The organism is Streptomyces sp. KL116D, assembly GCF_030766975.1.
In the GTDB taxonomy this organism is placed as follows: Bacteria; Actinomycetota; Actinomycetes; order Streptomycetales; family Streptomycetaceae; genus Streptomyces; species Streptomyces longispororuber_A.
Window position 1 is genome coordinate 1 of the sequence record NZ_JASERH010000088.1, and the last position, 22,078, is coordinate 22,078.

At 70.8% G+C, this 22,078-nt stretch carries 20 protein-coding genes and 4 pseudogenes; 5 read left to right on the plus strand and 19 right to left on the minus strand.

What is annotated here, in order from left to right:
• Window positions 1–221: 221 nt before the first annotated feature.
• The 16 genes and pseudogenes from RBJ77_RS35730 to RBJ77_RS35805 all read right to left on the minus strand — a co-directional run bounded on the left by RBJ77_RS35730 (window position 222) and on the right by RBJ77_RS35805 (window position 13,525).
• Complete coding sequence (locus RBJ77_RS35730; protein WP_372348784.1) at window positions 222–368, minus strand: hypothetical protein; 147 nt, start codon at window positions 366–368, stop codon at window positions 222–224.
• 180 nt (window positions 369–548) lie between these two features.
• Window positions 549–728 carry a hypothetical protein gene (locus RBJ77_RS35735; protein WP_372348459.1) on the minus strand — a complete coding sequence of 60 codons (180 nt, stop codon included), beginning with the start codon at window positions 726–728 and terminating at the stop codon, window positions 549–551.
• Between the two features lie 75 nt (window positions 729–803).
• On the minus strand, window positions 804–1,019 hold the full coding sequence (locus RBJ77_RS35740) for a hypothetical protein (protein ID WP_372348785.1): 216 nt from the start codon (window positions 1,017–1,019) through the stop codon (window positions 804–806).
• A gap of 88 nt (window positions 1,020–1,107) precedes the next feature.
• A pseudogene (locus RBJ77_RS35745) lies at window positions 1,108–1,809 on the minus strand (fumarylacetoacetate hydrolase family protein); the annotation flags it as partial.
• Window positions 1,810–5,321: 3,512 nt separating this feature from the next.
• On the minus strand, window positions 5,322–6,113 hold the full coding sequence (locus tag RBJ77_RS35750; protein WP_372348786.1) for a twin-arginine translocation signal domain-containing protein: 792 nt from the start codon (window positions 6,111–6,113) through the stop codon (window positions 5,322–5,324).
• Between the two features lie 158 nt (window positions 6,114–6,271).
• Window positions 6,272–6,571: a hypothetical protein gene (locus RBJ77_RS35755; protein ID WP_372348787.1), complete on the minus strand. Its 300-nt coding sequence runs from the start codon at window positions 6,569–6,571 to the stop codon at window positions 6,272–6,274.
• Window positions 6,572–7,043: 472 nt separating this feature from the next.
• Window positions 7,044–7,907, minus strand: a complete 864-nt coding sequence (locus RBJ77_RS35760) for an amidohydrolase family protein (protein WP_372348788.1) — start codon at window positions 7,905–7,907, stop codon at window positions 7,044–7,046.
• Window positions 7,908–8,282: 375 nt separating this feature from the next.
• Window positions 8,283–8,417: a hypothetical protein gene (locus RBJ77_RS35765; protein ID WP_372348789.1), complete on the minus strand. Its 135-nt coding sequence runs from the start codon at window positions 8,415–8,417 to the stop codon at window positions 8,283–8,285.
• A gap of 135 nt (window positions 8,418–8,552) precedes the next feature.
• Window positions 8,553–9,470, minus strand: coding sequence for an FAD-dependent monooxygenase (locus RBJ77_RS35770; protein WP_372348790.1), 918 nt, complete (start codon window positions 9,468–9,470; stop codon window positions 8,553–8,555).
• A complete protein-coding gene (locus tag RBJ77_RS35775) occupies window positions 9,425–9,679 on the minus strand; it encodes a hypothetical protein (RefSeq protein ID WP_372348801.1) in 255 nt (84 codons plus the stop codon). The genes RBJ77_RS35770 and RBJ77_RS35775 overlap by 46 nt, the downstream gene beginning before the upstream one ends.
• Window positions 9,680–9,831: 152 nt before the next feature.
• A pseudogene (locus RBJ77_RS35780) lies at window positions 9,832–9,963 on the minus strand (FAD-dependent monooxygenase); the annotation flags it as partial.
• Window positions 9,963–10,208: a hypothetical protein gene (locus RBJ77_RS35785; RefSeq protein ID WP_372348791.1), complete on the minus strand. Its 246-nt coding sequence runs from the start codon at window positions 10,206–10,208 to the stop codon at window positions 9,963–9,965. The pseudogene RBJ77_RS35780 and the gene RBJ77_RS35785, both read right to left, overlap by 1 nt.
• Window positions 10,209–11,075: 867 nt before the next feature.
• Window positions 11,076–11,201 (minus strand): hypothetical protein, encoded by a 126-nt coding sequence (locus RBJ77_RS35790; RefSeq protein WP_372348802.1) that lies wholly within the window; start codon window positions 11,199–11,201, stop codon window positions 11,076–11,078.
• Between the two features lie 58 nt (window positions 11,202–11,259).
• A pseudogene (locus tag RBJ77_RS35795) lies at window positions 11,260–11,682 on the minus strand (aldehyde dehydrogenase family protein); the annotation flags it as partial.
• Window positions 11,683–11,928: 246 nt separating this feature from the next.
• Window positions 11,929–12,285 (minus strand): aldehyde dehydrogenase family protein, encoded by a 357-nt coding sequence (locus RBJ77_RS35800; RefSeq protein ID WP_372348792.1) that lies wholly within the window; start codon window positions 12,283–12,285, stop codon window positions 11,929–11,931.
• Between the two features lie 298 nt (window positions 12,286–12,583).
• Complete coding sequence (locus RBJ77_RS35805; RefSeq protein ID WP_372348793.1) at window positions 12,584–13,525, minus strand: amidohydrolase family protein; 942 nt, start codon at window positions 13,523–13,525, stop codon at window positions 12,584–12,586.
• A gap of 666 nt (window positions 13,526–14,191) precedes the next feature.
• Between RBJ77_RS35805 and RBJ77_RS35810 the strand changes: the two genes are divergently transcribed.
• The 5 genes and pseudogenes from RBJ77_RS35810 (at window position 14,192) to RBJ77_RS35830 (ending at window position 16,067) form a co-directional block, all read left to right on the plus strand.
• Complete coding sequence (locus tag RBJ77_RS35810; protein WP_372348794.1) at window positions 14,192–14,479, plus strand: hypothetical protein; 288 nt, start codon at window positions 14,192–14,194, stop codon at window positions 14,477–14,479.
• A 58-nt stretch (window positions 14,480–14,537) separates the two neighbouring features.
• A pseudogene (locus tag RBJ77_RS35815) lies at window positions 14,538–14,732 on the plus strand (FAD-dependent monooxygenase); the annotation flags it as partial.
• Between the two features lie 115 nt (window positions 14,733–14,847).
• Entirely contained in the window at window positions 14,848–15,120 is a 273-nt protein-coding gene (locus RBJ77_RS35820; protein ID WP_372348795.1) for a hypothetical protein, read from the plus strand.
• 240 nt (window positions 15,121–15,360) lie between these two features.
• Window positions 15,361–15,483, plus strand: a complete 123-nt coding sequence (locus RBJ77_RS35825) for a hypothetical protein (protein WP_372348796.1) — start codon at window positions 15,361–15,363, stop codon at window positions 15,481–15,483.
• A complete protein-coding gene (locus tag RBJ77_RS35830) occupies window positions 15,480–16,067 on the plus strand; it encodes an IclR family transcriptional regulator (protein ID WP_372348797.1) in 588 nt (195 codons plus the stop codon). The genes RBJ77_RS35825 and RBJ77_RS35830 overlap by 4 nt, the downstream gene beginning before the upstream one ends.
• Window positions 16,068–16,259: 192 nt before the next feature.
• Here RBJ77_RS35830 and RBJ77_RS35835 read toward each other — a convergent pair whose 3' ends face one another.
• From RBJ77_RS35835 to RBJ77_RS35845, 3 genes are all read right to left on the minus strand, one after another.
• Entirely contained in the window at window positions 16,260–17,036 is a 777-nt protein-coding gene (locus tag RBJ77_RS35835; RefSeq protein WP_372348798.1) for a LysR family transcriptional regulator, read from the minus strand.
• Between the two features lie 3,465 nt (window positions 17,037–20,501).
• Complete coding sequence (locus RBJ77_RS35840) at window positions 20,502–20,618, minus strand: hypothetical protein (RefSeq protein ID WP_372348799.1); 117 nt, start codon at window positions 20,616–20,618, stop codon at window positions 20,502–20,504.
• A 406-nt stretch (window positions 20,619–21,024) separates the two neighbouring features.
• Window positions 21,025–21,432: a hypothetical protein gene (locus RBJ77_RS35845; RefSeq protein WP_372348800.1), complete on the minus strand. Its 408-nt coding sequence runs from the start codon at window positions 21,430–21,432 to the stop codon at window positions 21,025–21,027.
• Between the last annotated feature and the right edge of the window lie 646 nt (window positions 21,433–22,078).

A 22,078-nucleotide genomic window follows, 5' to 3' on the forward strand; every position in this document is an offset into this window, starting at 1 on the left:
CAACCAGGCACCGTCTGCGCCGACCACAAGGCATCGCGGGAACACGACGGCACTCTCTGCTGCTTGTTCCAGGGCCGCACATGAAGCAGTCGCTGGCGCTGTTGGACGCGCTCAAGCGATTCTCCTCGACGAAGGGTGGGGTGGTGTGGCGGGATTCAGGCCGCCCCGGTGAGCACCAGCATCGGATCGGGCTGGGGGTCTTCAGGCCCAGGACCGGCAGGTCAGATCCTCCACGGCGCTGCCGGGAGCGGCGGGCGGCCAGCATCGCCCTCGGGGTCGAAGGCCGGACCGACGGCGTCCTCGCTGTACTCGGGGCCGCGCATGTAGCCGGTGGCGTCGTCCGGGTCGGCGAAGTTGTCGATCTGCATCTCGACGAAGCTGCCGTCAGGGGTCCCGGTAGTACATCGACGTGGTGACGCCGTGGGCGATGCACACCGCGGGGGTGACGCCCTTGTCGCGCAGCATCTCGTAGCGGGCGAGGAGATCGTCGAGGTGGTCGAAGGTGTAAGCGACGTGATATGCCGCGCCGTCGTGGGTGTCTTATGCGCTCAGCGGGACCGGCGGGGTGAGCAAGGCGACGCGGTGGTGCTCTCGTCGTAGGTGATGAAGCACAGGCTGTCGTTCTGGAACACCACGTGGCCGGCCAGAACGGTGCAGTACCAGTCGCGCATCTCGGTGGGGTTGCTGGTCTGGAACACGACGTGGGCGAACTTCGGTGTGGCGGTCATCCGATTCTCCTCGATCGAATTCCTGACGGGCGTGCGCCCGCGGTGGAGCGCCGGGCGGTCTGCGCGCGGTGTCGGTCACCGGCCGGCCGGGCGGAAGGGCGGCCCGGTCGCCGGGGGCGCTCCGGAGGTCAGGCCTGTGTGATGAAGCGCTGGCGGAGTCTTCGCCGATGCCCTCGGATGGTGCTGGACCAGTCTCGTCGCCGGGGCGAGCCAGCGCTGTGGGTCGCGGCCCAGTCCGACCCCGGCCGGTGTCCCGCAGAAGACGACGTCTCCGGGCAGCAGCGGGATCACCGCGGACAGCCGGGCGATGAGTTGGGGGAACGGAGAAGAGATCAGGGTCAGCCGGTGCGCTTCTGCATCTCTTTCCGTCCATTGGTGCAGCGCAGCCCCAGGTCGTCGCGGTTGTCGAACGCACCGGGGTGACCAGCCACGGCCCGGTCGGGGCGAACTCCGAACGACTCGCCCAGCGCTGAACTGGGGCGAGGCCTTCCAGTTGCGTGATGCGCTCGGAGATGTCCTCGACTCCATCGGTCAGCCCGGCCACGTGGTCCCAGGCACCGTCGGCCACGACGTGGTGGGCGCGGGTGCCGATGACGGCGCACGAGTTCGATCTCCCAGTCGGTGTGACCGCCGGGCGGCAGGACCACCTCGGTGATCGGTCCGGTGATGGTGGCGAACTCTGGTGAAGACCGGCGGCATGGTGTCGGGCAACGAATCCCGACTCGGAGGCGTGGTCGCGGTAGCTGAGGCCGGCGGCGACGATCTGCCGTGGCGCGGGCGCCGGCGCGCCGAGGTCCGCGGGGTCGGCCCCGGGCAGCCGGGCCCCGGGCCGCCCATGCCCGGAACTCCTCCCAGCGGTCGTAGACGGCCTGCGGGTCCGCGGCGAAGCGGCCGTCACTGGCCCGCTTGACGTCGACGGCACGATCGTCCACGACGAGGACCAGTCGGCCGGAGAGGTTGGCGATACGCACGGGACGTTCCTGTGTTCCTTGGGGAGTGCCGACCGGGTCGTTCCTGTCGGCGATGGCGTCGCGCGGAGCGCGAGGCGGGAGGCGCTCGTCGGGCGAGGCCCGAGGCGCATCGCGGCACCGGATCACAGGGTTAAGGCGTGATAACAGCAAAGGTGTCGGGCCGAGGAATCTCCTCCGGACCGCACGGGTGGGTGAGGCCCTGCTCAGGAACCGGCGGTACGGCGGCAGCAGCGGAGCGATCCGGTACGGCACCAGGCGGCGCATGACGAGTGCCGTGCTGGTGCGCTCAACCCGGGGATGCCGAGGATGCGTCCGCCACGCGGTACAGGTCGTCGGCGTCGGCCGCCACGACGTCAGCAGGTCACACTCGCCGGACAGCCCGTCCACTTGCACCACCTCGGGGACAGGGCCCGTGCCACCTCGTCGAGTCGGCACTGGCCACCTGTGTGGTGACGAACGTGGCGAGCGGATAGCCGAGCGCCGCCGGGTCGACTCGCTGCTCGAACGAGCGTCCACGGCCGCTGCGGTCCAGCGCCGCCGCCGGGCCTGCACGGTGTTGCGGGCTGAGCCCGTTTGGCCTCGGCATGAGATACCGTCGTGGACCGGGATGCGCGGTGAGTGCCAGCAAGAGGCGGGCGTCGGTCGGGTCGATCCGTTCGAGTTGGGCACGGTGTGCACCTTCCGGGGCTGAGCAGCCGGGTGACTGGGCATTCTGCGTGATTCTCGTGGGTTCTGTGTGCCGCCGTGGTCCGGTGGTCTCTCGGCCGCAGCCGATGCGGAGCGCCCGTCGGCGTGATACTTCCCTGTTTCACAGCTGGTCCCGCATCCGTCCGCTGATGTGCCGAGCGCGAGGAGACCGTTCCGTCAGCGACCACTGCACCAGCCGCCTTCAAGTGGATCATTACGGACGCCGCCCTCGGCTTGCCGCACGAGATCGTGAGGACCGCGTGTTGTGGGCTGTCGAGCGCGATCGTCCACCACGCCAACCGGGTGCGCCCCCGTACCCGTCGGGACTGAAGGTCGGCGGGCCACCAGGCGTCGTGCGCGTCGATGGTGTCGATCATGACGGCGCTGTGGTTCCGTCATCTGCGTCCCGAGGACCGCGTCTGGTCAAAACCGCACGCCTCGCCGGTGCTGCACGCCCTCAACCACCTGCTCGGCGAGCTGGACGCCTCCCGGCTGTCCATCTGCGCGCCTTCGGCGGTCTGCAGAGCTATCCGAGCCGCTCAGCGACCCCGATCCGGTCGACTACCCACCGGCTCGGTGGGCACGGCGCCACGGCGACGATCTGGGAGCGCTCGCCCGCCGGTACGTACTCGGCGGCGCCCTGCCGGCCGGCAGTACGCGCTGGTGGGCGACGCGGAACTGGACGAGGGAGCCGTGTGGGAGGCGGTACCGACCCGCAGGTCGCCGAACTGGGCGAAACCTTCCGTCTGGATCGTGGACCCTAACCGCCAGTCCTTTGACCGTGTCGTGCCGAACATCGCGGCGGGCCGCCTGCACGTACGTTCGCCGCGGCTGGCTGGCAGGCGCTCACCTCAAGTACGGCACTCTGCTGAGAACTGTTCGCGCGCCCCGGTGACAGGGAACTGCGGATCGCATCGACGCCATGTCCAACTCCCGAGTACCAGCGCTCGCTGCGCTGCCCGCCGCCGACCTGCGCGACCGACTGCCTGGCACCGGGCCTGGTGCCCCGGCGATCGCCGAACTGCTCGCGGACACGGACGACTCGACCTCGGATGGCCGCCGTCACGCTTCTCTCGGCGGTCACGGCTCGCCGCCACTCTGACGGCGCCCTGTCCGAAAGGTCAGCGACGACCGGCCCACGGTGATCTTCGCGTACACGGTCAAGGGGCACGGCCTTGCCCACCGAGGGGGCATCCGCAGAACCACTCCTCCCCGCTGACGCTGGAACAGATGGGCGACCATGGCCGACCGGATCGGCGCGGACCTCGCCCGCCCGCAGGGCGCTCGCGCTGCGGACCCTGCGTGGCCGCCCGCCTCTGTGCGGGAGACCGGGGCACGGGCTGCGCCGATGGGACCGTTCCCGAGACGCACGCGGCGATCCCGGCGGACATCGGCCGGACGCCGACAGTGGTGCGGCGACGAGGCACGGCGGCCCTGGGCCGGGTCCTGCTCGAGTTCCGACCCTGGCCAGGCGCCCCGAGGTCGCGGGCCGGGTGGTGACCGTGGTCCCGACGTCCAGCTCCACGAACCTGGGCGGGTGGGTCAGCAAGGTCGGCTGTCGGTCGCGCGCGAGCGTGTGGACTGGTTCGCCGACGACACGGGAGACCCATCCTGCACTGGCGCAGCGGCCGACCGGCCAGCACATCGAACTCGGCATCGCGGAGATAAACCCTGATCGGTCTCCCGGCGAGCTGGGAGCCACCTGGAGCCGGTCGCCAACCGTTGCTGCCGATCAGTGCTGTACGACCCCTCGTTCAACGTGCCCTGGAACGCTTGGTCGTTCGGCATCTACGCCGGCGGGCAGTCGATTCTGGTCGGCACCCCGTCCGGCTGACCCTCGCGCGAGGGCGGGCACGCCAGTCGATCACCACGCCGTCCCATGGGCCTGGGAGCAGCCGGGTTGTACGACCTGGGAGCCGGCGTTCGCCCTCGACACCAGTGGACGCTGCTGGCCGCGCGCTGTCCCGGCTCGGCCGCGCCGACGGCAGTTCCGCCACCTGCGCCTGTCGACCCGGCCCGTGGACCAGACGCTGCGCGCGGGTGCAATCCGGCGGCCCGGGAACGCCGGCGCCGTCGGGTCGTCGCCGGTGCCTATCCGCTGCGGCGCACACTCGGAGCCCACAGGTCTGCATCGCCGCCATGGGCGCCGACCGGTGACTCGAGGCGTCTGCGACGGGACCGCCTCCAGGGACTCGGCGTCCTGCCGACGTGGTCTGCATGACAGCCCCGGCCTCCTCTACCGGGCCCCCTCGACGCACGCCGGGCACGGTGAGGCGGCCGACTGGATCCTGGACCAGGTCTTCCCGGAACGCGCACACCTGGTCACCGTTCTGGACGGACACCCGCACACCCTCGCTTTCCTGGCCACCTGCACCGCGTGCCGGCCCGCAGGCTTGGGGTGACCCGCTTCGGTCAGTCCGGTTCGCTGGAGGAAGGTCTACCGGCATCACGGCATCGGCGCCGACGAGCATCGTCACCGCGGCTCTCGAGCTGACCAGTGACGTGCCGTCCGGGACCGGCCGAGGCTGGTCCCGAACGGTTGCGCGCTCAGCCGACCGGCGCGTACTCCGTGCCGCCGACCCATCCGCGCCGGATCGCGCGGGTCGCGGTGATATCCGCCAGGGTCGCCGTCGACCAGCACCAGATCGGCGCGGCTACCGGGGCGGACGCCGCCGCCGCAACCCGGGACTGCGCGCGGGCGAGGCTGGTCGTGGCGCGCAGGGCCTCACGGGCGTCAGCCGGCGCGTACCAGCGGCTCCAGTTCGTGGCTGCAGGCTACGGGACGGGCAACGGCTGCACGGGAATCCCGGGCGTGTGGTTGGAGTCGGTGCCCGCCAGGATCGGACGCCGGCCCGGCGCAGCGCGGCCACACTGCCCTCCGCGGCCGCGTGACTCACCCCGGCACCCTCGAGGGCGGCGAAACCCTCCATCATCGTCAGGGTGGGGACGGCGACCGTAGCCCGTGGCGGCGTAGCGCGCTGCCGTCGCGTCGGAGAGCGGGCTGTCGAGCGGAACGTGATGGATCATGTGCGCACGCCTGCGTCCAGCGCACGGCCCACCGTGAGCGCCGAGGTCGCGTGCGCCATGACGAGCCTGCCGAACGAGTGGGCGCCGCGGTGACGGCGCTTGACGGTGGCGGGGAGAGACAGGCCCGTCGACGATGACCTTGATGTAGTCGAACCCTCGCCGATGCGGCGCGGACGAAGGCGAGCGCCTGGTCGGGACCGATCAGGACCGCGTTCGCCGGGAAGCCGGGGATCTGGCTCTGCGGGCTGCCGGGTGCCAGCGGCAGGTGCCCTGCGCTGCGGATGTCGGTCGAGCCGGGCCTTCTGCGCAGTGAGTCGACGAGCGACGGCGGGAAGCAGGCCATGTCCGAGGCTCCGTCGCGACGCCCCAACCGGCCAGCTGCTGCAGGGTGGTGACGTCCTGGAGGTGGATGTGGGGCATCGATCAGGCCGGGCAGCAGGGTGGCGCCCGCGCAGTCGATCACTCGCGCCCCGAGGGCGCTCAGCCCGATCAGTCCGTTCTCGATGACGACGGTGCGCGGCGCGGTGAGCCGGTCGCCGTCGAAGACCCGGACGTCGGTGAGCGCGACCTTCCCGGTGACGTCGGCGGTGTGTTCCTGCGCGTGGGCGACGGTGGGGCCGGCGAGCGTCGGAAGGGCCGTGGCCGCAGCCGCCGCGGCTGTCCTGAGGAAGTCACGCCGGTTCGCGTGCGGGATGCACATGGTGGTGCCTTTCTGCGGGAGGGATGCGGAAAGTGCGGCGTTCGTACTATGGCAACTCCATCGCTATATGTGATAACAGCGAAGAGTCGATGAGGTCAGGTCAGGTGAAGGTGAAGACGGGTGCTGTCGCTGGTGGTGGCTGTCGCTCTGCCCGCCCCTCAGCCGCCTCCCAGGACAGAGCGTGAGAAGGCGATCTTCTCGTTACGGGCGAGGTGCTGCTCGACCGCCGCGGCGATCTCTCGGGGTCGCTGGGTGCGGAAGGCGTCGAGAAGGGCCTGTGCGCCTTGCCCCGCCGCTCGTGCCTCGGTCGGGTCGGGGTCGAGCCGTCCGGGAACTGATGCGATGTGCTGCTCGCCGCCCGCCACAGCGTGGTCAGGACGCGGATGTCCCCAGACGGTCGCGGCCGGCGCCAACAGGGCGAGGTGGAAGGCGTGGTGGTCGTCGTAGATGTCGGCCATGCCGTGTCCCGAGCGCCGAAGTCGGCTGCCTGGGACGCCAGTCGGTCCAGGTCCTCGTCCGTCAGCAAGGTGCAGGAGCGCCGAGCGATCTCCGGCTCCAGACGCGCCGCAGACGGTAGATGCCGTGCAGGTCGTCGAGGTCGAGCGGGGCGATGACACGCGCTGCGGCCGGGCCGCATGATGACCAGGCCCTCGCTCTCCAGGCTGCGCAGCGCGCCCTCGCGGATGGGGATGAAGCTGATGTCGAGCATGCCGGCCATCTCGCGCAGCGAGTACCCGCGCCGGGGGCGAGCGCGCCCGCCAGGATCGCGCGCCGCAGCTCCTCGGTGGCCTGTTCTGGCCACGGACCGTGAAGTGATGGGCTGCACGGTCCCTCGGGGAGTGTCGCCACGCTGTGTCCTCGCTTCGGCCGCGATGGTCGATATCAACTATAGCGGGCCACCAGTGCCGCCCTCCAGTAGGACGGGCGGCCTCACAGCCGCAGGATCCGCTCGGCGCTGCCGTGCGCGATCTTTCTGCGCTGAGTGGGCGTCAGGGGCGCACGGCGCAGGAAAGTGACGGCCTGTTCGCCTCTTCTCGAAGGGGTGGTCGATGGCGAAGAGGACGTGGTCGATGCCGACGACGTCGATGGCGGCGCCCTGAGCATGGTGTCGTCCATGACCCCGGACGTGGTGACGGAGATGTTGTCCCCGAAGTACGCGGAGGGTGCCTTCTGAGAGGGACGCGGGTGGTGATGTTGCGGATCTGGACGTCGAGCCGGGGGACGTGGAACGGGAGGAACTCGCCCATGTGGCCGACGCATGAGCCGGGCTCCGGGAAGTCGTCGAAGACGCCGCCGAGGAGGATGCGCAGCGCGTGTCCGCCCGCCTCGGCCGCCCAGCTGTAGAGCGGGGCCGACCAGTTTCCCGGGACGGTCCTGACAGCCCCCACCCGCCCTGTCGGCGCCGGAGTGGGGTGCAGGTAGAGGGCGGCCGAGTTCTTCCAGGGCGGACCACACCGGGCGGAACTGCGGTTCGTCCAGGTAGTGGCCGTTGGTGTGGCCGCTGACCAGGAAGCCGGCCATGCCGAGATCCCGTATCGCTCGCCTGGCCTCGGCCACGGCCGCGCCGGGGTCCTGGAGGGGCAGCGCGGCGAGACCGCCGAAGCGGGTGGGATGGGCGGCGATGATTCCGGCGAGCGCGTCGTTGGCGGCCCTGCGCGTCCCGTACGGCGACGGCTGCGTCGGGCTGCATCTGTACCCCGGGCGGGTGAGGGACAGCACCTGCACGGTCGCCACACCGTTGGCGTCCATGTCGGCGAGGCGGTACTCGGTGATGTCCGGGAGCCGCTCGGCCACTCGCGGGTGACCTCGGGCTTGAAGGGGATCGCTCCGCCCAGCGCGGTGCCCTGGGTGATCAGACCGGGCAGCATGACGGCCTCCTCGATCGCGACGATCCTGAGCGGCCCGGACCGGGGACCGTCCCGCGGACGCCCGGGCGGTGTCGGGAGCCGCCAGCTGACCGGCGCCGGTCGCGCCGCTGTTCCCCGCTGCTAGTGCTGAGGATCTGGCGTCGGGTCCATGGATGTCTGCTCATGCGCTGTTTCCTTCTGAGAGAGGGGGATCCGGGCAGGAGGAGGCTCGGGTCGGCGGAGGGAGGGTCGCCCCGGCCGCTGGGCAGATACCTCGGACAGGGGCATTGCGGCCGGGGCGGAGTTCGTAGGTGACGGGGCGTCAGGCGCGCTGAGGTGGCGCGGGCGTCGTCCGTGGGACGTCGAGGCCGCGCAAGGTGTCGATGAGGGAGCGGAAGTTCGCGGGGAGTGAGTCCCCCAGCCAGCCGATCACCTGGTCCGGGCGGACCAGCGCCATGCGGGTGCCGGAGGAGGTTGGCGCAGCGGGCCTGCTCAGCCGGTCAGATGCACGACGGTGAGCGCCGCGTCCTGAGCACCGCGAGGTCAGGGGCGGCTGCCTCGTGGACCGCGGTGTCGCCGACGACGAGGAGGGTCAACCGGTTCCCGAGGACGTCGTAGAGGGAGCGGCCGTCCGGAAGGGAAAGGCGCGTGGCAGGCGGGATCCGACCCGGGCCTCGGTGCCGGGTGCACGGCTCGGTGGTTGTGTCTCTGTGGGAAGCACTGGTGAGGCGGCGATGTGCTGCCCGAGGACCAGGTCAGGGGAGTGGAATTCCGCCTTCTGGTCTGCTGGATGCGCAGGCCTGCTGCCCGCCGGGCCGATGCGCCGGCCTCGTCCGGCGCGTCCAGGTTGTCGGCCAGCAACTCGGTCGACAGGACCCGCATGTTGGCGGTCGCCTCGCGGATGACGCGTTCTTGGACGAGGGCGGCGTTCGGCCTCGTAGCTGTCGAGCAGGGCCGGCCCGCCCCAGCCCTGGAGCACCGCCGCGATCTTCCAGCCGAGGTCGACGGCGTCGCCGATGCCGGTGTTCAGCCCGTGGCCGCCGAAGGGCGGGTTGAGGTGCGCGGCGTCGCCCGCCAGGAACACCCGCCCGTGCCGCATGCGGTCGACGATCTGCATGCGCGCGGGTCCATGGATCGGTGGACAGGACCGTGGCCCGTACCGGGCCGCCGGCGACGGTGTCGAGGAAACGCAGTGCGTCGCGCTCCCCTTCCGCCCGGTCCACGCCGAAGGCGATCGCCCACCAGGTGTCCTCGCGGTCCAGCGGGCCGAGCAGTGCCGGAGGCGTCGGGGGTGGACGACCCAGTACTGCACGGCCGGCCCGTGCCTCACCCGTTCCGACAGGCCGGGGCACGTGAAGACCATGCCGAAGTTCGGGCGCAGGGCCTGACCGCCGACATAGCGGGCACCGAGTTCGTCGCGGACGATGCTGCGCGGACCGTCGCAGCCGATCACGTAGTCGGCTGTCACGACGGTCCGTTTTCCAGCGTCGTCCGTGACGGTGACGGACACCAGGTCGTCGCCCTGGCTGACGGCGGTGACCTTCGGGCCGAGGACGAGCCGGCAGCTGGGAGTTCCCGGACGGCCTGGCGCAGTACGTCTTCCAGGACGTACTGCGGGGCCTGCTGGCCGACTTCGGCGAACCGGTCCCCGTCGGGCGCGAGGCCCAGGACACCGGTGAAGCGCGACAGTTCCCTGCCCGCGAGCGAGGTGCAGAACACGACGTCCTGAGACCAGGAGACGGGCAGGGGCGCATGCTTGCGCAGCCGGTCGGCAAGGCCCCCATCGGCGCAGGTGCTCCATGGTGCGGGACGTTGAGCGTCTTGCAGCGTGGTCGCGCCCGGGACACCGTCCGGCGGGGTTCGACGACGACGCACGCGATGCCGCGCCGGCCCAGTTCGACGGCGGTGGCCAGTCCGACAGGGCCGCCGCCCGCGATCAGGACCTGGGTGTGCGGTGGAAGGCTGTGGGTGGGGTCGACGACGGCCGGTTCGGGGGCGGTCATCAGTGCACGACTCCGGCCTGCCGCCGCGCCGCCGCCCACTGCGCGCACTCCGCGGCGAACGCGAACTGCCGCAGGTGCAGGGCGTGGCCGAGCGTGTGGTGATCGATGCGGTGCCCCGTGCCGCGGGCGACCGTGGCGTCGATGAACAGGGGCTGCCGTGAACAGGTCCCGCGAAGCGTCGCGACGTTCTGGGGGCCGCTGCTCAGCAGGGCGTCGAACTCGGCGAGCGCGTTGTGGACGGGCACGCGGACGTTCGGTGCCAGGCGGGGGCAGATGGTCCCGGGAGCCAGGCCGGTGCCTGGACCAACTCCCGCTACAGGCACGGGCGCGTAGGACGTGTGCGCTCGCTCCCACGGCCTGTGTGGGTGTGTGCCGGACCGAACATCACCGCGTCCCCGTTCCGCGTGGGGCAGGTCGACCGTCTCGTCCGGGGGAGGGGCCGAGGGCCTCGGCGGCGCCGCCGGGCGGGATGACTGCTCCCCATGCCGGTCGCCGAGACCCCGATGAGCGGGAAGCCGGGATCGTCTGCCGCGATCATCAGTGCGATCATGCCGCCGATGGGTGGCCGACCAGGGAGCACGGCGTCGGGCCGAGGCGCTCGGCGGCCTGCGTGACGGCGTCGCCGAGCAGTTCGGCGTGGCGGGTGAAGGTGTTGACGTCCGGCGCGAGGGAGCGTGCTGCCGCCGTATCCGGGGCGGTCGAAGGCGAGCCACCGGGTGTCCGTGCGCGACGGCGGTGTCGAGGAAGGACCCCTCCGGGGAGCCTGCGACGTCGAAAGTAGTGGGGCGGTGTACGTGCCGCCGTGAAGAGCGGCGATCAGGGGTTTCCCGGTCGGTTCGGCGGGTGCGGCGACGAGCGCCGTGATCTTGTGCCCGTCGATCTCGAGGGGTCAGAAGGTCGCGTTGCTGGGCCATGTGTGGCCTCCTGCCAGGTGTGATCCGGCGTGCCGCGCGGCGGGAGGGCGGCGCGTGGTGAACGACAGCGCTCAGGTCGGGGGGCCCGTGACCCCGGATCCGCGCGTCTGGTGCGGGCGGCGGCGGGGTGCTGCGAGGCGTAGGCGTTATATGTAATAACAGCAAGGGTCGAGGGCGGCCGGAAGCGCGGCATCGCCCTCACCCGTGCTGATGCGGCAGATAGTCCTGGGTGATCTGCTTGTGCTCCAGGAAGTCCTCCACGGACGCCAGGCCGCCGAGGCGGCCCACGCCGCTCGACTTGTAGCCGCCCTCCTCGAACTCCACGGTCAGAATTCGCCCAGCTGTTGAACGAGACGAGACCCGCGTCGAGTTGCCGGGCGACCCGCACCGGCCGGTCGGCGTCCCTGCCGAGACACAGGCACTGAGGCCGTACTCGGTGTCGTTGGCGAGGGGCCACCGCCTCCGCCTCGGTGTCGAAGACCTGGACCGTCTGCACCGGCGAACGTCTCCTCCTGGACGATCGCAAGCGAGAGTCGGGCACGGTGAGCGGCGTCGGATGGTAGAAGGCGCCGCCGGCCAGCTCGGGGCGGGTGCTCGGACCGCCTCGGACGATCGGTTTGGCACCAGCCGCGACGGCCGCCTCCACGGCGGCGTCGACCCGGGCGACCGCCGCCTTGTCGATCGGTGGTCCGATCTGGCTGGCGGCGTCGGACGCCGGCCCTGGCCGTACGCTCTCAGCCGTGCCGCGAGAGCGGCGGTGAAGGCGTCGGCGATCTCCCGCTACGAGGATCCGGCTCCCCGTCATGCAGAACTGGCCCGCGAAGACGGTGCATGACTGCACGGCCGTGGCGAGGGCGGCCTGCAGTCGGCGTCCGCGAACACCAGATGCGGCGTCTTGCCGCCCAGCTCAGGCCCACCCTCTTGAAGCGGGCCGCGGCCTGCGCGACCATGCGGCCGGTCGCGGTACTCCCGGTGAAGCTGATCACCGGCACCTTAGGGCGAGTCGACGAGCAGCCGGGCGACTTCGGAAACCGGACTCGACGACGACGTTTCACCACTCCCTCGGCAACTCGGGTACGGAGGCGAGGATCTCGCCCATCAGCGCCGCGGTCATGGCCGCCTGTCCCGGCATCTTCACCACGGCCGTGCAACCCGCCGCGAGCGCCGGTGCCAGCGCGCGGATGCACAGATAGGCGGGGGAGTTCCACGGCACCACGATCCCCGCGACGCCGATGGGCTGCCGGATCGACATCGCCATGCGGCCGGGTTGCGGGTCGGTGACCCGGCCGTGCGGATGCGCGGCGAGACCGCCGCGAACCGCAGCGCGCGCAGGATGAAGTGCGCCTCGAAGCCCGCCTCGTGCCGGGTTGCCGTTCTCCCTGCACAGAGTGGCGATCACCTCCGGCATCCGAGCGTCGTAGGCGTCGGCGAGGTGCTCAGGGCGGTCGCCCGCACCATCGGATCCAGCGACCACGTGCCGTCCCGGAACGCGCGGTCGGCCGCGTCGACGGCACGGTGGCCCACGTCGGCGTCCGCGTCCGCGTACGTCCCGATGACTCTCGCCCGTCGCGGGGTCGATGCTGTCGCGCGGCGCGAGGAAGCACCCATGCGCCTTCGATCCAGTGCCGTACCGCGTTCTCGTCGGTCATGCCGGCGACTGCTTGCTCGGTCGGGCCCGGCGGAAGGGTGACGTGATGTGGGGAGGACTACAGACCGAGCAGGCGCTCGGCGTTGCGGTGGGCGATCTTCGAGCGGTCGGCTCGCTGACCGGCGCCGTGCGCAGGAACGCGGTGGCCGTCGCCATGTCCCTCGAAAGGGATGGTCGGTGCCGAAGAGAACGTGGTCCGCTCGAGTGCGAGCAGCGCGCACAGCAGGGGCGGGGGCGAGCGAACCCCGCTCGTCGTGATGTGCAGGTTGCGCCGGACGTACTCCGACGGGCGGCCCAGGGCCAGTTCGACCCCGTGGTGAGCGTGGTAGTCCCAGCGCGAGTCCAGCCGCCACAGCAGGTACGGCGGGCCCTCGCCCATGTGCCCCAACAGCACCCTGGCCCGAGGGAAGTCGTCGAAGACGCCGCCGAAGACCAGGCGCAGGAAGTGCGTCGCGGTCTCCGTGCCCCAGCTCCACATCGGGCCGACGAGTTCGGGGTGCCCCTCGATGACGTGCGGGGTGCCGACACCGTTGGCGGGATGCAGGTAGAGCGGTACGTCCAGCCCTTCGAGCCGCTCCCACACCCCGCGCAGGGCGGGGTCGTCGAGGTAGCGGCCCTGTGTGTGCGCGTTCACCAGCACTCCGCGCAGGCCCAGTTGGGAGACGGCGCGCTCCAGTTCCTTCGCCGCTGCCTGCGGATCCTGCAACGGCAACGCCGCGAAGCCGGCGAAGCGGCCGGGGTGGTCCGCCACCACCGACGCGAGCAGGTCGTTGACCGCCGCGGCCCGGGAGACCGCGGTTCCGGCGTCCGACTCGGCCTGGATTCCCGGGGCGTTGAGGGAGAGAACCTGCATGTCGAGACCCGCCGCGTCCATCTCCGCGAGCCGCTCGCCCGTGACGTCGAGGAGCCGCCGGGACGCCTCGCGCCACTTCTCCGGCTGGAGGATCGAGGCCGACGAGGCGCCGTACGCCGCCAACCCGGGTGACGAAGTGTTCCTCAAGGCCGATGGTCCGCATCGCGACTCCACTGTCGGGTTTCATTTATATGCATTGACTTCATGGATGGTGAAACCTAGGGTTCCGTGGGTGTCAACCCTCGGGAACGTCCGACTGACGGTCCGACGGAAGGTCCGAGCGAAGGGAGATACCCGATGACGGGTGCGGGGCACGATGCCGTGGAGCCGGGACCGGACACGGTGCCGGTGGACGTGGCCGTGGTGGGATACGGGCCGGTGGGCATGGTGACGGCCGCCCTGTTGGGGCGGGCGGGGCATCAGGTCCGGGTGTCTCGAGCGGTACGAGGGCTCGTACAACCTGCCGCGTGCGGCCAGCTTCGACGACGAGACGATGCGCACCCTGGCACGGCTCGGCGTCGCGGACGACCTGCTGCCGCGAGTGCGCGTGCAGCCCACGTACGAATGGCGCAACGGCAGTGGCGACCTGCTCATCGAGCAGCGCTTCGCCGCGACCGGACGCAGCGGGTGGGCCGAGTGGGCACATGATGTACCAGCCCGATCTGGAGGCCGCGCTGGACGGAGTCTGTCGTTCGATGCCGAACGTGGACGTGCGGCACGCGCACACCGTCGTCGCCCTGGAACAGCACACGGAACACGTCGAGCTCACCGTCGAGGGTCCCCGGCGGGCGCGAGACGACGAGGGCGCGGTACGTGGTCGCTTGCGACGGGGGCAACAGTTTCGTGCGGTCGGCCCTCGGCATCGGCCTGCACGACTACGGCTTCTCCGAACCGTGGATGGTGTGCGACTTCCGGTTCCGCCGTCCGGCGCCGGTGCCACCGGCCTCCAACTCGGCGACCCTGCGGGCCCGACCTCGATCATCTCGCTCGGACCGGAGCACCACCGCTTCAGCTTCATGCTCGACTCCGTGGACGACTTCCCGGTCGAACGCGATCCGCAGCGGGTCTGGAAACGCGTGGCGCCCCACCTACACCCGATGACGCCGACCTCATCAGGGTCGCCACCTACACGTTCAGGTCGCTCATCGCGCGGGACTGGCGCGCGGGACGAGCGCTGCTCGCGGGTGACGCGGCGCACCAGATGCCCCCGTTCCTCGGACAGGGCATGTGCTCGGGCTTCCGCGACGCGCAGAGCCTCGCGTTCAAGCTGGACCTGGTCCTGCGCGGACGTGTGCCGGACACCGTCCTCGACACACGTATCAACAGGAGCGTGCACCTCACGTGCGGACGGTGACCGAGAAGGGCATCGAACTGGGGCACCTGCAGACGCTGCGCGACTCCGGTGCGGGCCGCGGAGCGCTCGACCGGTCCTCCTGGCCCGGCGCGCGGAGGCGAAGGCGCCCGAGGCGGTGCGCCTGCCGGGCCTCGTCGAGGGCCTCCTCGCGCGGAACTCGGGTGCCGGCCGGGGGCAGCTGTCGGTGCAGGCGGTGGTGGACGACGGCTCGCGCCGCGACCGCCTGGACCAGCTCGTGGGCGGCGGCTTCCATGTGCTCGTCATCGCCGAACAGTTGGCGGCCCTGGAGTCCACCAGCCTGTTGGACGAACTGGATCGCGCGGAGGTACGCGTCGTCGTACCCGGTGAACAAGCTGCTCCCGCACCGGCGTGCGGCCATCGTCCATGACGTCCGGGGCACCTACCGCGCCTGGTCTCGCCGACCTCGGCTGCGCGGCCGCCGTGGTCCGCCCCCGACTCTACGTCTTCGGCACGGCGACCGGCGGGGGACGCCGTGCCCGCTCTGCTCCGGGAGTTGCTGGCCGCGGTGAGCGGTGGCACTGAGGTCGGAAAGGCGCGAGCGGAGGCCTGATGTCGCAACTCCGCGGCCTGCTCTGGGAGGGGAGGGGACGGTCATATCATCGCCGCTGTGACAGATCAGCGCCCTCCGCATCCGAAGCCGGTGATGCCTCGCCGGGCCCGCCAGGGCATTCAGTCCGTCGAACTGGCCATGACGGTCCTGCTGGCCCTCGAGGAGGGCCGGGGCCGATGAGCCTGACGCAGATCGCCGCCGGCGCCGGCATGCAGCCGAGCAAGGCCCACCGCTACCTCGTCAGTCTCGCCCGGGTGGGTCTCGTCGCCCAGTCACCCAGTTCCGGGCGGTACGACATGGGGCCGTCCATGCGGCGACTCGGCGTCGAGTCGCTGCGCAGGATGGACGAAGTCGCCCTGGTCAGTGAGCATTTGACCGAGCTACGGGACCGCACGTCGCACGCGGTCAACCTGGCGGTGTGGGGCGATCACGGGCCCGTCGTCGTGCGCTGGGAGTACGGTGCGCACGCACTGCCGATCACGGTCCGGGTCGGCGCCACCATGCCGCTGCTGACCTCGGCCATGGGCGGAGCCTTCCTCTCGCCCATCTGCCCGAACAGATCACCGAACCCGTGCTGTGCGGGCAGTTGCAGACGGAGGCGCTGGACGCGGCGGCCCCGGGCGACGGTGGCCCGGATCAAGGAAGAAGTGCGGCGCGAAGGCGTGGGACCGCCACGGCCGGCGGGGTCATTCCTGGTGTCACCTCCCTGGCCGCCCCGGTCTTCACCGCGGGCGACTCGTTCCCGCTCGTCGTCACCCTGGTGATGCCGGCACGCGGTGTCTCCGAACAGGAACTGCCCGGCTTCGCGACGGAACTGTTGAACGCGACCCGGGCCATGTCCGAGATGCTGGGGCACTCTCGCGCGGCCGTCGGGCTGAGACGCTCGATGCACCCTGGCGAGCCGTCCTCGGACGAGGGCGGCGCGGGAGCCTCAAGCGGTCGGGCGTTGCGGTGGGTCAAGAGGCGGGGGACGGTGCTGAGGTAAGCACGGACCGCGCCCGATGTTTCTCCCCTCCCGGCTGAGCACCATCAGATCCGGTCCCGTCAGTGAGCCGTGAAGTGGTCGGTACGCGAGACCCGGCAAGGCGATGCGCTCTGTGGCGGTGGGGACGAGGGCCACCCCCGTGCCCGCGGACGCCAGCGCGAGGACGCCGAGGGTGCTGCCGACCAGCCGGGCCCGGGGCCCGGCCTTCGGCCACGGCGGGCCAGAGCCGGGAAAGGATGGTCTCGCCTTCGTCTTCACTCGCGAAGACGATGAGGTCATGGTCGGCGAGATCGGCGGTGGTCACCACGGCGGCGGACGCCAGTTCGTGGTCGGAGCGCAGGGCGACCGACATCGGGGTGGGCCCGCGGCGGCTGACACGCAACCCCTTGGCGTCCTTGAGGCCGAGGTCGGGGGCAGTATCCGATGTCGAGTGTGCCATCGCGAACTCCCTGGACCTGAGAGGCAGGCGGGAAGCTCGGTCAGGTGAGGTCGACTCCTGGCTGCGCGCGGTGGAAGTCCCGTAGATCGTCGGCGAGGACGCCCTGCAAGGCCGCGACGCCCGAGAAGCCGATGCGTACCGCTCCTGTCTCCCGTGCACCGGCTGCCGTGCGACATGCAGCGCGCGGTCGGCCTGTGCCAACGCACGGCGGGCCTCCGGAAGAAGCAGCTCTCCGGCCTCGGTCAGCTCGACGCGTCGGCTGGTCCGGACGAACAGAGGTCCGCCCACCTCGCGTTCCAGGGCCTGCACCTGGGCGCGAGGGTGGACTGGGTGACGCAGCAGGGCCGAGGCGCGGCCGAGTGTCGTTCGTCGGCGACAGCGACGAAGTAGCGCAGGTGTCGCAGCTCCATTGATTGTGCCTCACTCATCGGCAGAAACGATTGATCCATCGTATCTTTCGGTTGGACCAATCGTTCACTCGGGCAAATACTGACGCATGAACGCGACACTTCAGGACCGACAAGACATCGCCGACCTCATGACGGGATGGATTCACCGTGACCTGGGCGAGTGGGACAGGTTGAAAGGACTCTTCCACCCCGACGGCCGGATCGAGATCACCTGGGCTTCGAAGGACCCGCGTACGAGTTCGTGGACGCCTCCGCGCGCATGGGCGCGTCGGCCTTCCGTACCAAGCACTGATCACGGCGCCCGCCGTGACCTTCTCCGCTGACGGAACCCGGGCCGTCAGTGAGACCAACGCCGTCTCATCATCGGCGAGAACGTCGGACCTGGGCTCTTCGGATGCAACGGCCGCCAACCGATTCATCGACCGCTTGAGAAGAGGGACGGTGCGTGGCGCATCAGTGACCGCAAGAGTGTCTACGACTTCGGCACCTTCACCTTCCTGTCGGCGTCGTCGACATCGACAGGGAGGCGGCCGCCCGGCATCCGCGGGAGTACGCGGCCTCGCCTACCTGCTGGAGTGCGCCAAAGCGGCTTCCCGGGTGAGCCGAGTCTTCGCGACCGCGCAGCAGCCTTGAGCGGGACATCAAGACGTCTGCCTCGCGTGGCTGCGAGGCGGAGGGCCGCGTGGCGTAGGTGGGCCGGGGCTTGTCCCGGGCAGCGACGGGCGCGAAGGCACCCGCCGCCCGCCGCGTCCGGGCGGGTGCAGGGGTCAGGGGCGCGCGGCGCGGGCAGCGGGTTCCGTCGGGCCGCGGCCGGGCGGCACGGGTGAGGGTGTCCCGTCCCCGGCGGGATCGCCCACGGCAGTCCGACTGGCGCCGAAGGGGTAGTGAGTGCCGCGGCGACGGCGTATGCCGCGGCGCAGACCAGGAACGCGGTGCTGAAGCCGCCGCCCAGGGCATCCAGAAAATAGGCTAGGGCCGCTGACCCCGGCGTGCCCGGCGGCAGGCTGTTCACGGCGAGAGGGCCGCCCGCCGAGGCGACCTCTCGTGCGGCCGTGTGGTCTCAGCGGCCGGCGGGTGACCGCGGCCGGACAGGTTCGTCGTAGTGCCGAACCCGCGCCGCCAGGGCGACCGCGCCGACGACGACCGGGCCGAGGGCGCGAATCCGCGTCGCGCAGCATGTTGCGGTGGCGCTGGCCATGCCCGCCAGGTGAAAGGCACGCTGCCCACTGGCCACGGCCGTGACGGAACCGATGGTCAGGGGCGAATCCGGATGCCGATCAAAGAGCGGGGCGCCGTGAACGCGCCGAGCCGCGGGTCGGTGACGTCTCAGCCGGGCGCACAGCAGGCAGCGCCGGCCGCCACTCAGGGACGAACCCTGAAGTCAGGAGCCAGACGGGCGAGTCTGGTGCAGCAGCCGCGAGACGACGGGGATGAGGGGAGGAAGGCAGGACCCCGGCAGGAGCAGGAAGGGGAGCGCCACCCGAATCGGGTCCTGGTGCTGCATCGGGACCCAGCCACATGCTCGTCGCGAAGCAGACGCCGAGGAAGGCGAGCATGCCTTCGATGACCGCGGCGGCGGACGACACGGTGAAGGCTCGCCGCGGAACAGGCGGTCGAGGATGGGGACGGCGCCCCAGCTCGACCCACGACGAATGCCGCGAGGAACATCGCGCCGAAGGCCAGGGAGAGAATGACGGGCAGGGTCGTCCAGCCCGACCGGGGCCTCGACGGCGCCGTACAACACCAGGATGAGGCCGGGCGCGAAGGTGACCTGACCGGCTATGTCGAGTTTGCGGCCCTTCGGGTGATTTCGACTCCGTCGCCAGCGCCGCGGTGAGTACCATGCCGCCGCACGAGGGCGAGTCCTAATGAGCACCCAGAAGCGAGCCGCGCCAATGTCCCGATCCTGGCGAACATGCCGCCGAGCAGGGATTACCGGCTGCACCCGCGGACAGGAAGCCACCCAGACCGCGACGGCATGCGCTCGCTGCCGTGCGTCGCGGGCGACCGCGGTGAGTGCCGTGAGCGAGCGTAGCGATCAGTTCGGCGCCCAGTCCGTTCAGGGCGGCGCCGAGCCAGACACCTGAACGGTCGGCGGCGAGCGCGGCGACGAAAGCTGCCGGCGGCGATCAGCGCGGTGCCCGCGAGGACGAGCCTGCGGCGTCCGAACAGGTCACCCAGGACGCCGAAGGTGAACGAAGCACACCCACCGCGATCATGAACGCGTGATGTGATCCAGGTGAGTTGAGCCATGGCGCGCCTCAACTCCCGCTGGAACAGCCCGTTCAGTGAGGCCGGCAGGGCGTTCGCGACCTGGGCCACGACACCGCGCCGCTGGCTGCGGCCAGCGTTCCGGGTAGCCCGGTGTCCGGGTGGCCCCTGCGGTCGGGTCCGGGGACGTCGTCGTCCCGTTGTTGAGTGTCATCGCTCGTTCTCCCTGACTGGGGACTTCGGGTCTCGTGGAAGCGGGAAACCCGAAACGTGGAAGCGCTCGGCCCGCGCACGTGGTGGGGAGAGGGAGACACGGCGCGCGTCCGGCGTGGTGCCGTGGAGAATGACACTTCGCTTTACGTCGCGTCAATGAACTATGCGGAAGCTAATGTGACTGTTCTTCGCGTAAGGCGGTGGCCAACCTGCTAACAGCGGGTGCGCCCTGCAGGCGTGGTGTGCCTTCGCCGGTACAGCGAAGTCCCCGAAAGCCGGTATGGCCAGGGGCGTAGGCTGTCGACTGGGCCCACCTGGGCATCGCTGCGAGCTGCGCCACGGTCGCGCCGCCCTCCACCTGCAGGATGGTCGCCAGCTCGCAGCGCGTGGTCCACGCCGGCGACGGTGCAGGGCGGCGGATTCTTCCGCAGCTTCGTCCATGTCGACTTCTCGCACGATTCTGCTGTGCGGAATCTGCAAGCTTCATCAGTGGACGCCGTGCACGCTGGCCCCGTGACGGACGCCTCTGCCCAGGACATCGCCCCCGCACCCGGTAGCGTGCGCCGCCGTCCGATCGTCAGGCCGTCCCGGCACCCGAGGTCGAGCGCGTCGGCCAGAGGCAGCCGTGCGGTCGAGCGATCGGACGTGGCGGGTGGTCAGCCGGCGAGTTGCTGGCCGAACTTGGCGCTCTTCGTCGCCGAGCCTGATCGGCGAGAACGTGGCGGCTCGCGGTGGTCAGGCCGGTCTTAAGAGCCGCGGAGGTTCCACAGGGGCGCCCGAGTCGGTGAAGGTGCCGTCCTCGCCGGGGCCGTGGCGGTCAGGTCGGCGTGGCCGTCCTTGTCGAGGTAGGTGAGGTGCACCTGGCGGCCGAAGTCGTCGCCGCTTCGGCGATGCCGGGTACTCCGGCGGTGGTCTGCGGTAGGCGACGGCGCCCTTGCCGTCATGCCGCCGTTGGCCTTGACGCGCCCTTCTGAGCAGCACGACCGCACCGGTTCCGGTCGTCGCGCCCAGGCTGCCGGACGCCGACGGCGACCTCGGCCCTGCCGTCGCCGTTCACGTCGCCTCGCGCTGGGAGGGAGGCGCCGAACGCGTCGTCGTCCTCGCTGGCCCCGGGGACGCCCGCGGTGGCCTGCGATGACCTTCTTTGCGCGCGCGTTGGTCGGTCCTGCCGAGCTGCCGTACTGGATCGTGATGCTGCCCGGGTGGGGAGTCGATGACTTCGGTGACGGCGCCGATGTCACTGAGTGGATCAGATCGCCGCACCCGTCGCCGTCGACGTCGCCGACGGTGCCGCTGTAGGCCGTGCCGAGCTTGGTGGAGCTGTGGCTGACGCCGGTGCGGCCGCCCTTGAAGAAGCGGGCGTCGTGCGTCATCTCCTCGATCCGTGCGTGCTGACGATGTCATCGATGCCGTCGCCGGTGAGGTCCCCGGTGATGAAGGAGCGAAGGCCGGTGGGCCCGTCGCTAGTGACGATGCTGTCCGTGGACGCGGGGCTTGCCGGTGCGGGTGATCGGGCCGTAGTCGATGGTCATTCCGGAGACGTCGGGGTCGTCGCTGGGCACGTCGTTGACGACCAGGTCGCGCTTGCCGTCGCCGTTGAAGTCCCCGTGGCGAACTCGGAGTTCGCGTAGGGCAGGAGGGTGTTCGCGCCGGTCAGCCCGGAGGCGGAGCCCCACAGGACGTGTCGCCTTGTTGCCGCTGTCGTCGCCGCCGGTCACGAGCAGGTCGGTGTAGCCGTCGGCGTCGAGGTCGGCGGGGACCATCTGGTAACCGAAGGCGAACGTGTCCTGGAGGTCGCCGGGGACGCCCGGGGTGGCGCGGCTGATGAGCTGGTGGCGCTCGGTGCCGGGGCCGGAGGCGGTGCCGTACACGATGGAGAGGTAGCCCGCGTTCTCGACGCCGTCGACAGTGCCGTGGGGTGCGGCGACGGCGAGGTCGCGCGAAAGCCGTCGTGGTCGAAGTCGGTGACCGGGGTGCGGGGCGGCTGCGGGGCCGCGGCCGCGGTGCCGGCGGTGACCGAGACGGCGAGAGGTGCGGTCAGGGCGGCGACGGCGATGGCGCTGACGAGAATGCGGCGGGGCACGGTTCCTCCTGTGGGGTACGTGGGTGACGGAGGAGGAGACAGGCCCTTGTGGGCGAAGGTTGTCTGCTGCCTGAACTCCGTTACGTGATCCGGACTTTTGCCGTGCGACACCCGCTGTTCACCCGGAAGCCCCGGCGCTCGTCGGCTGCCGGCGCGGCGCATCCTGTCTGCCGGAGCCGCGGCGCAGCAGCCGGTACTGGTCACCGCCGCCAGGGGCTGGTCTCATGCTCGGGGACCACACCACCAGGAGGAACCCGTGGTACATCCGCAACGGCTCTCCCCGAGGAGCAACTCGCCGATGCCAAAGCGCTGTTGAGCCTCCCTCGGATCGTCGTGATTCGCGGTGAAGCGGCGCGCACGAAAACGCGAAAGCGTTTCACGATAAATGCGAAAACGGCTAAACACCCAATCTGATTCTCGAACGAAGTACTATA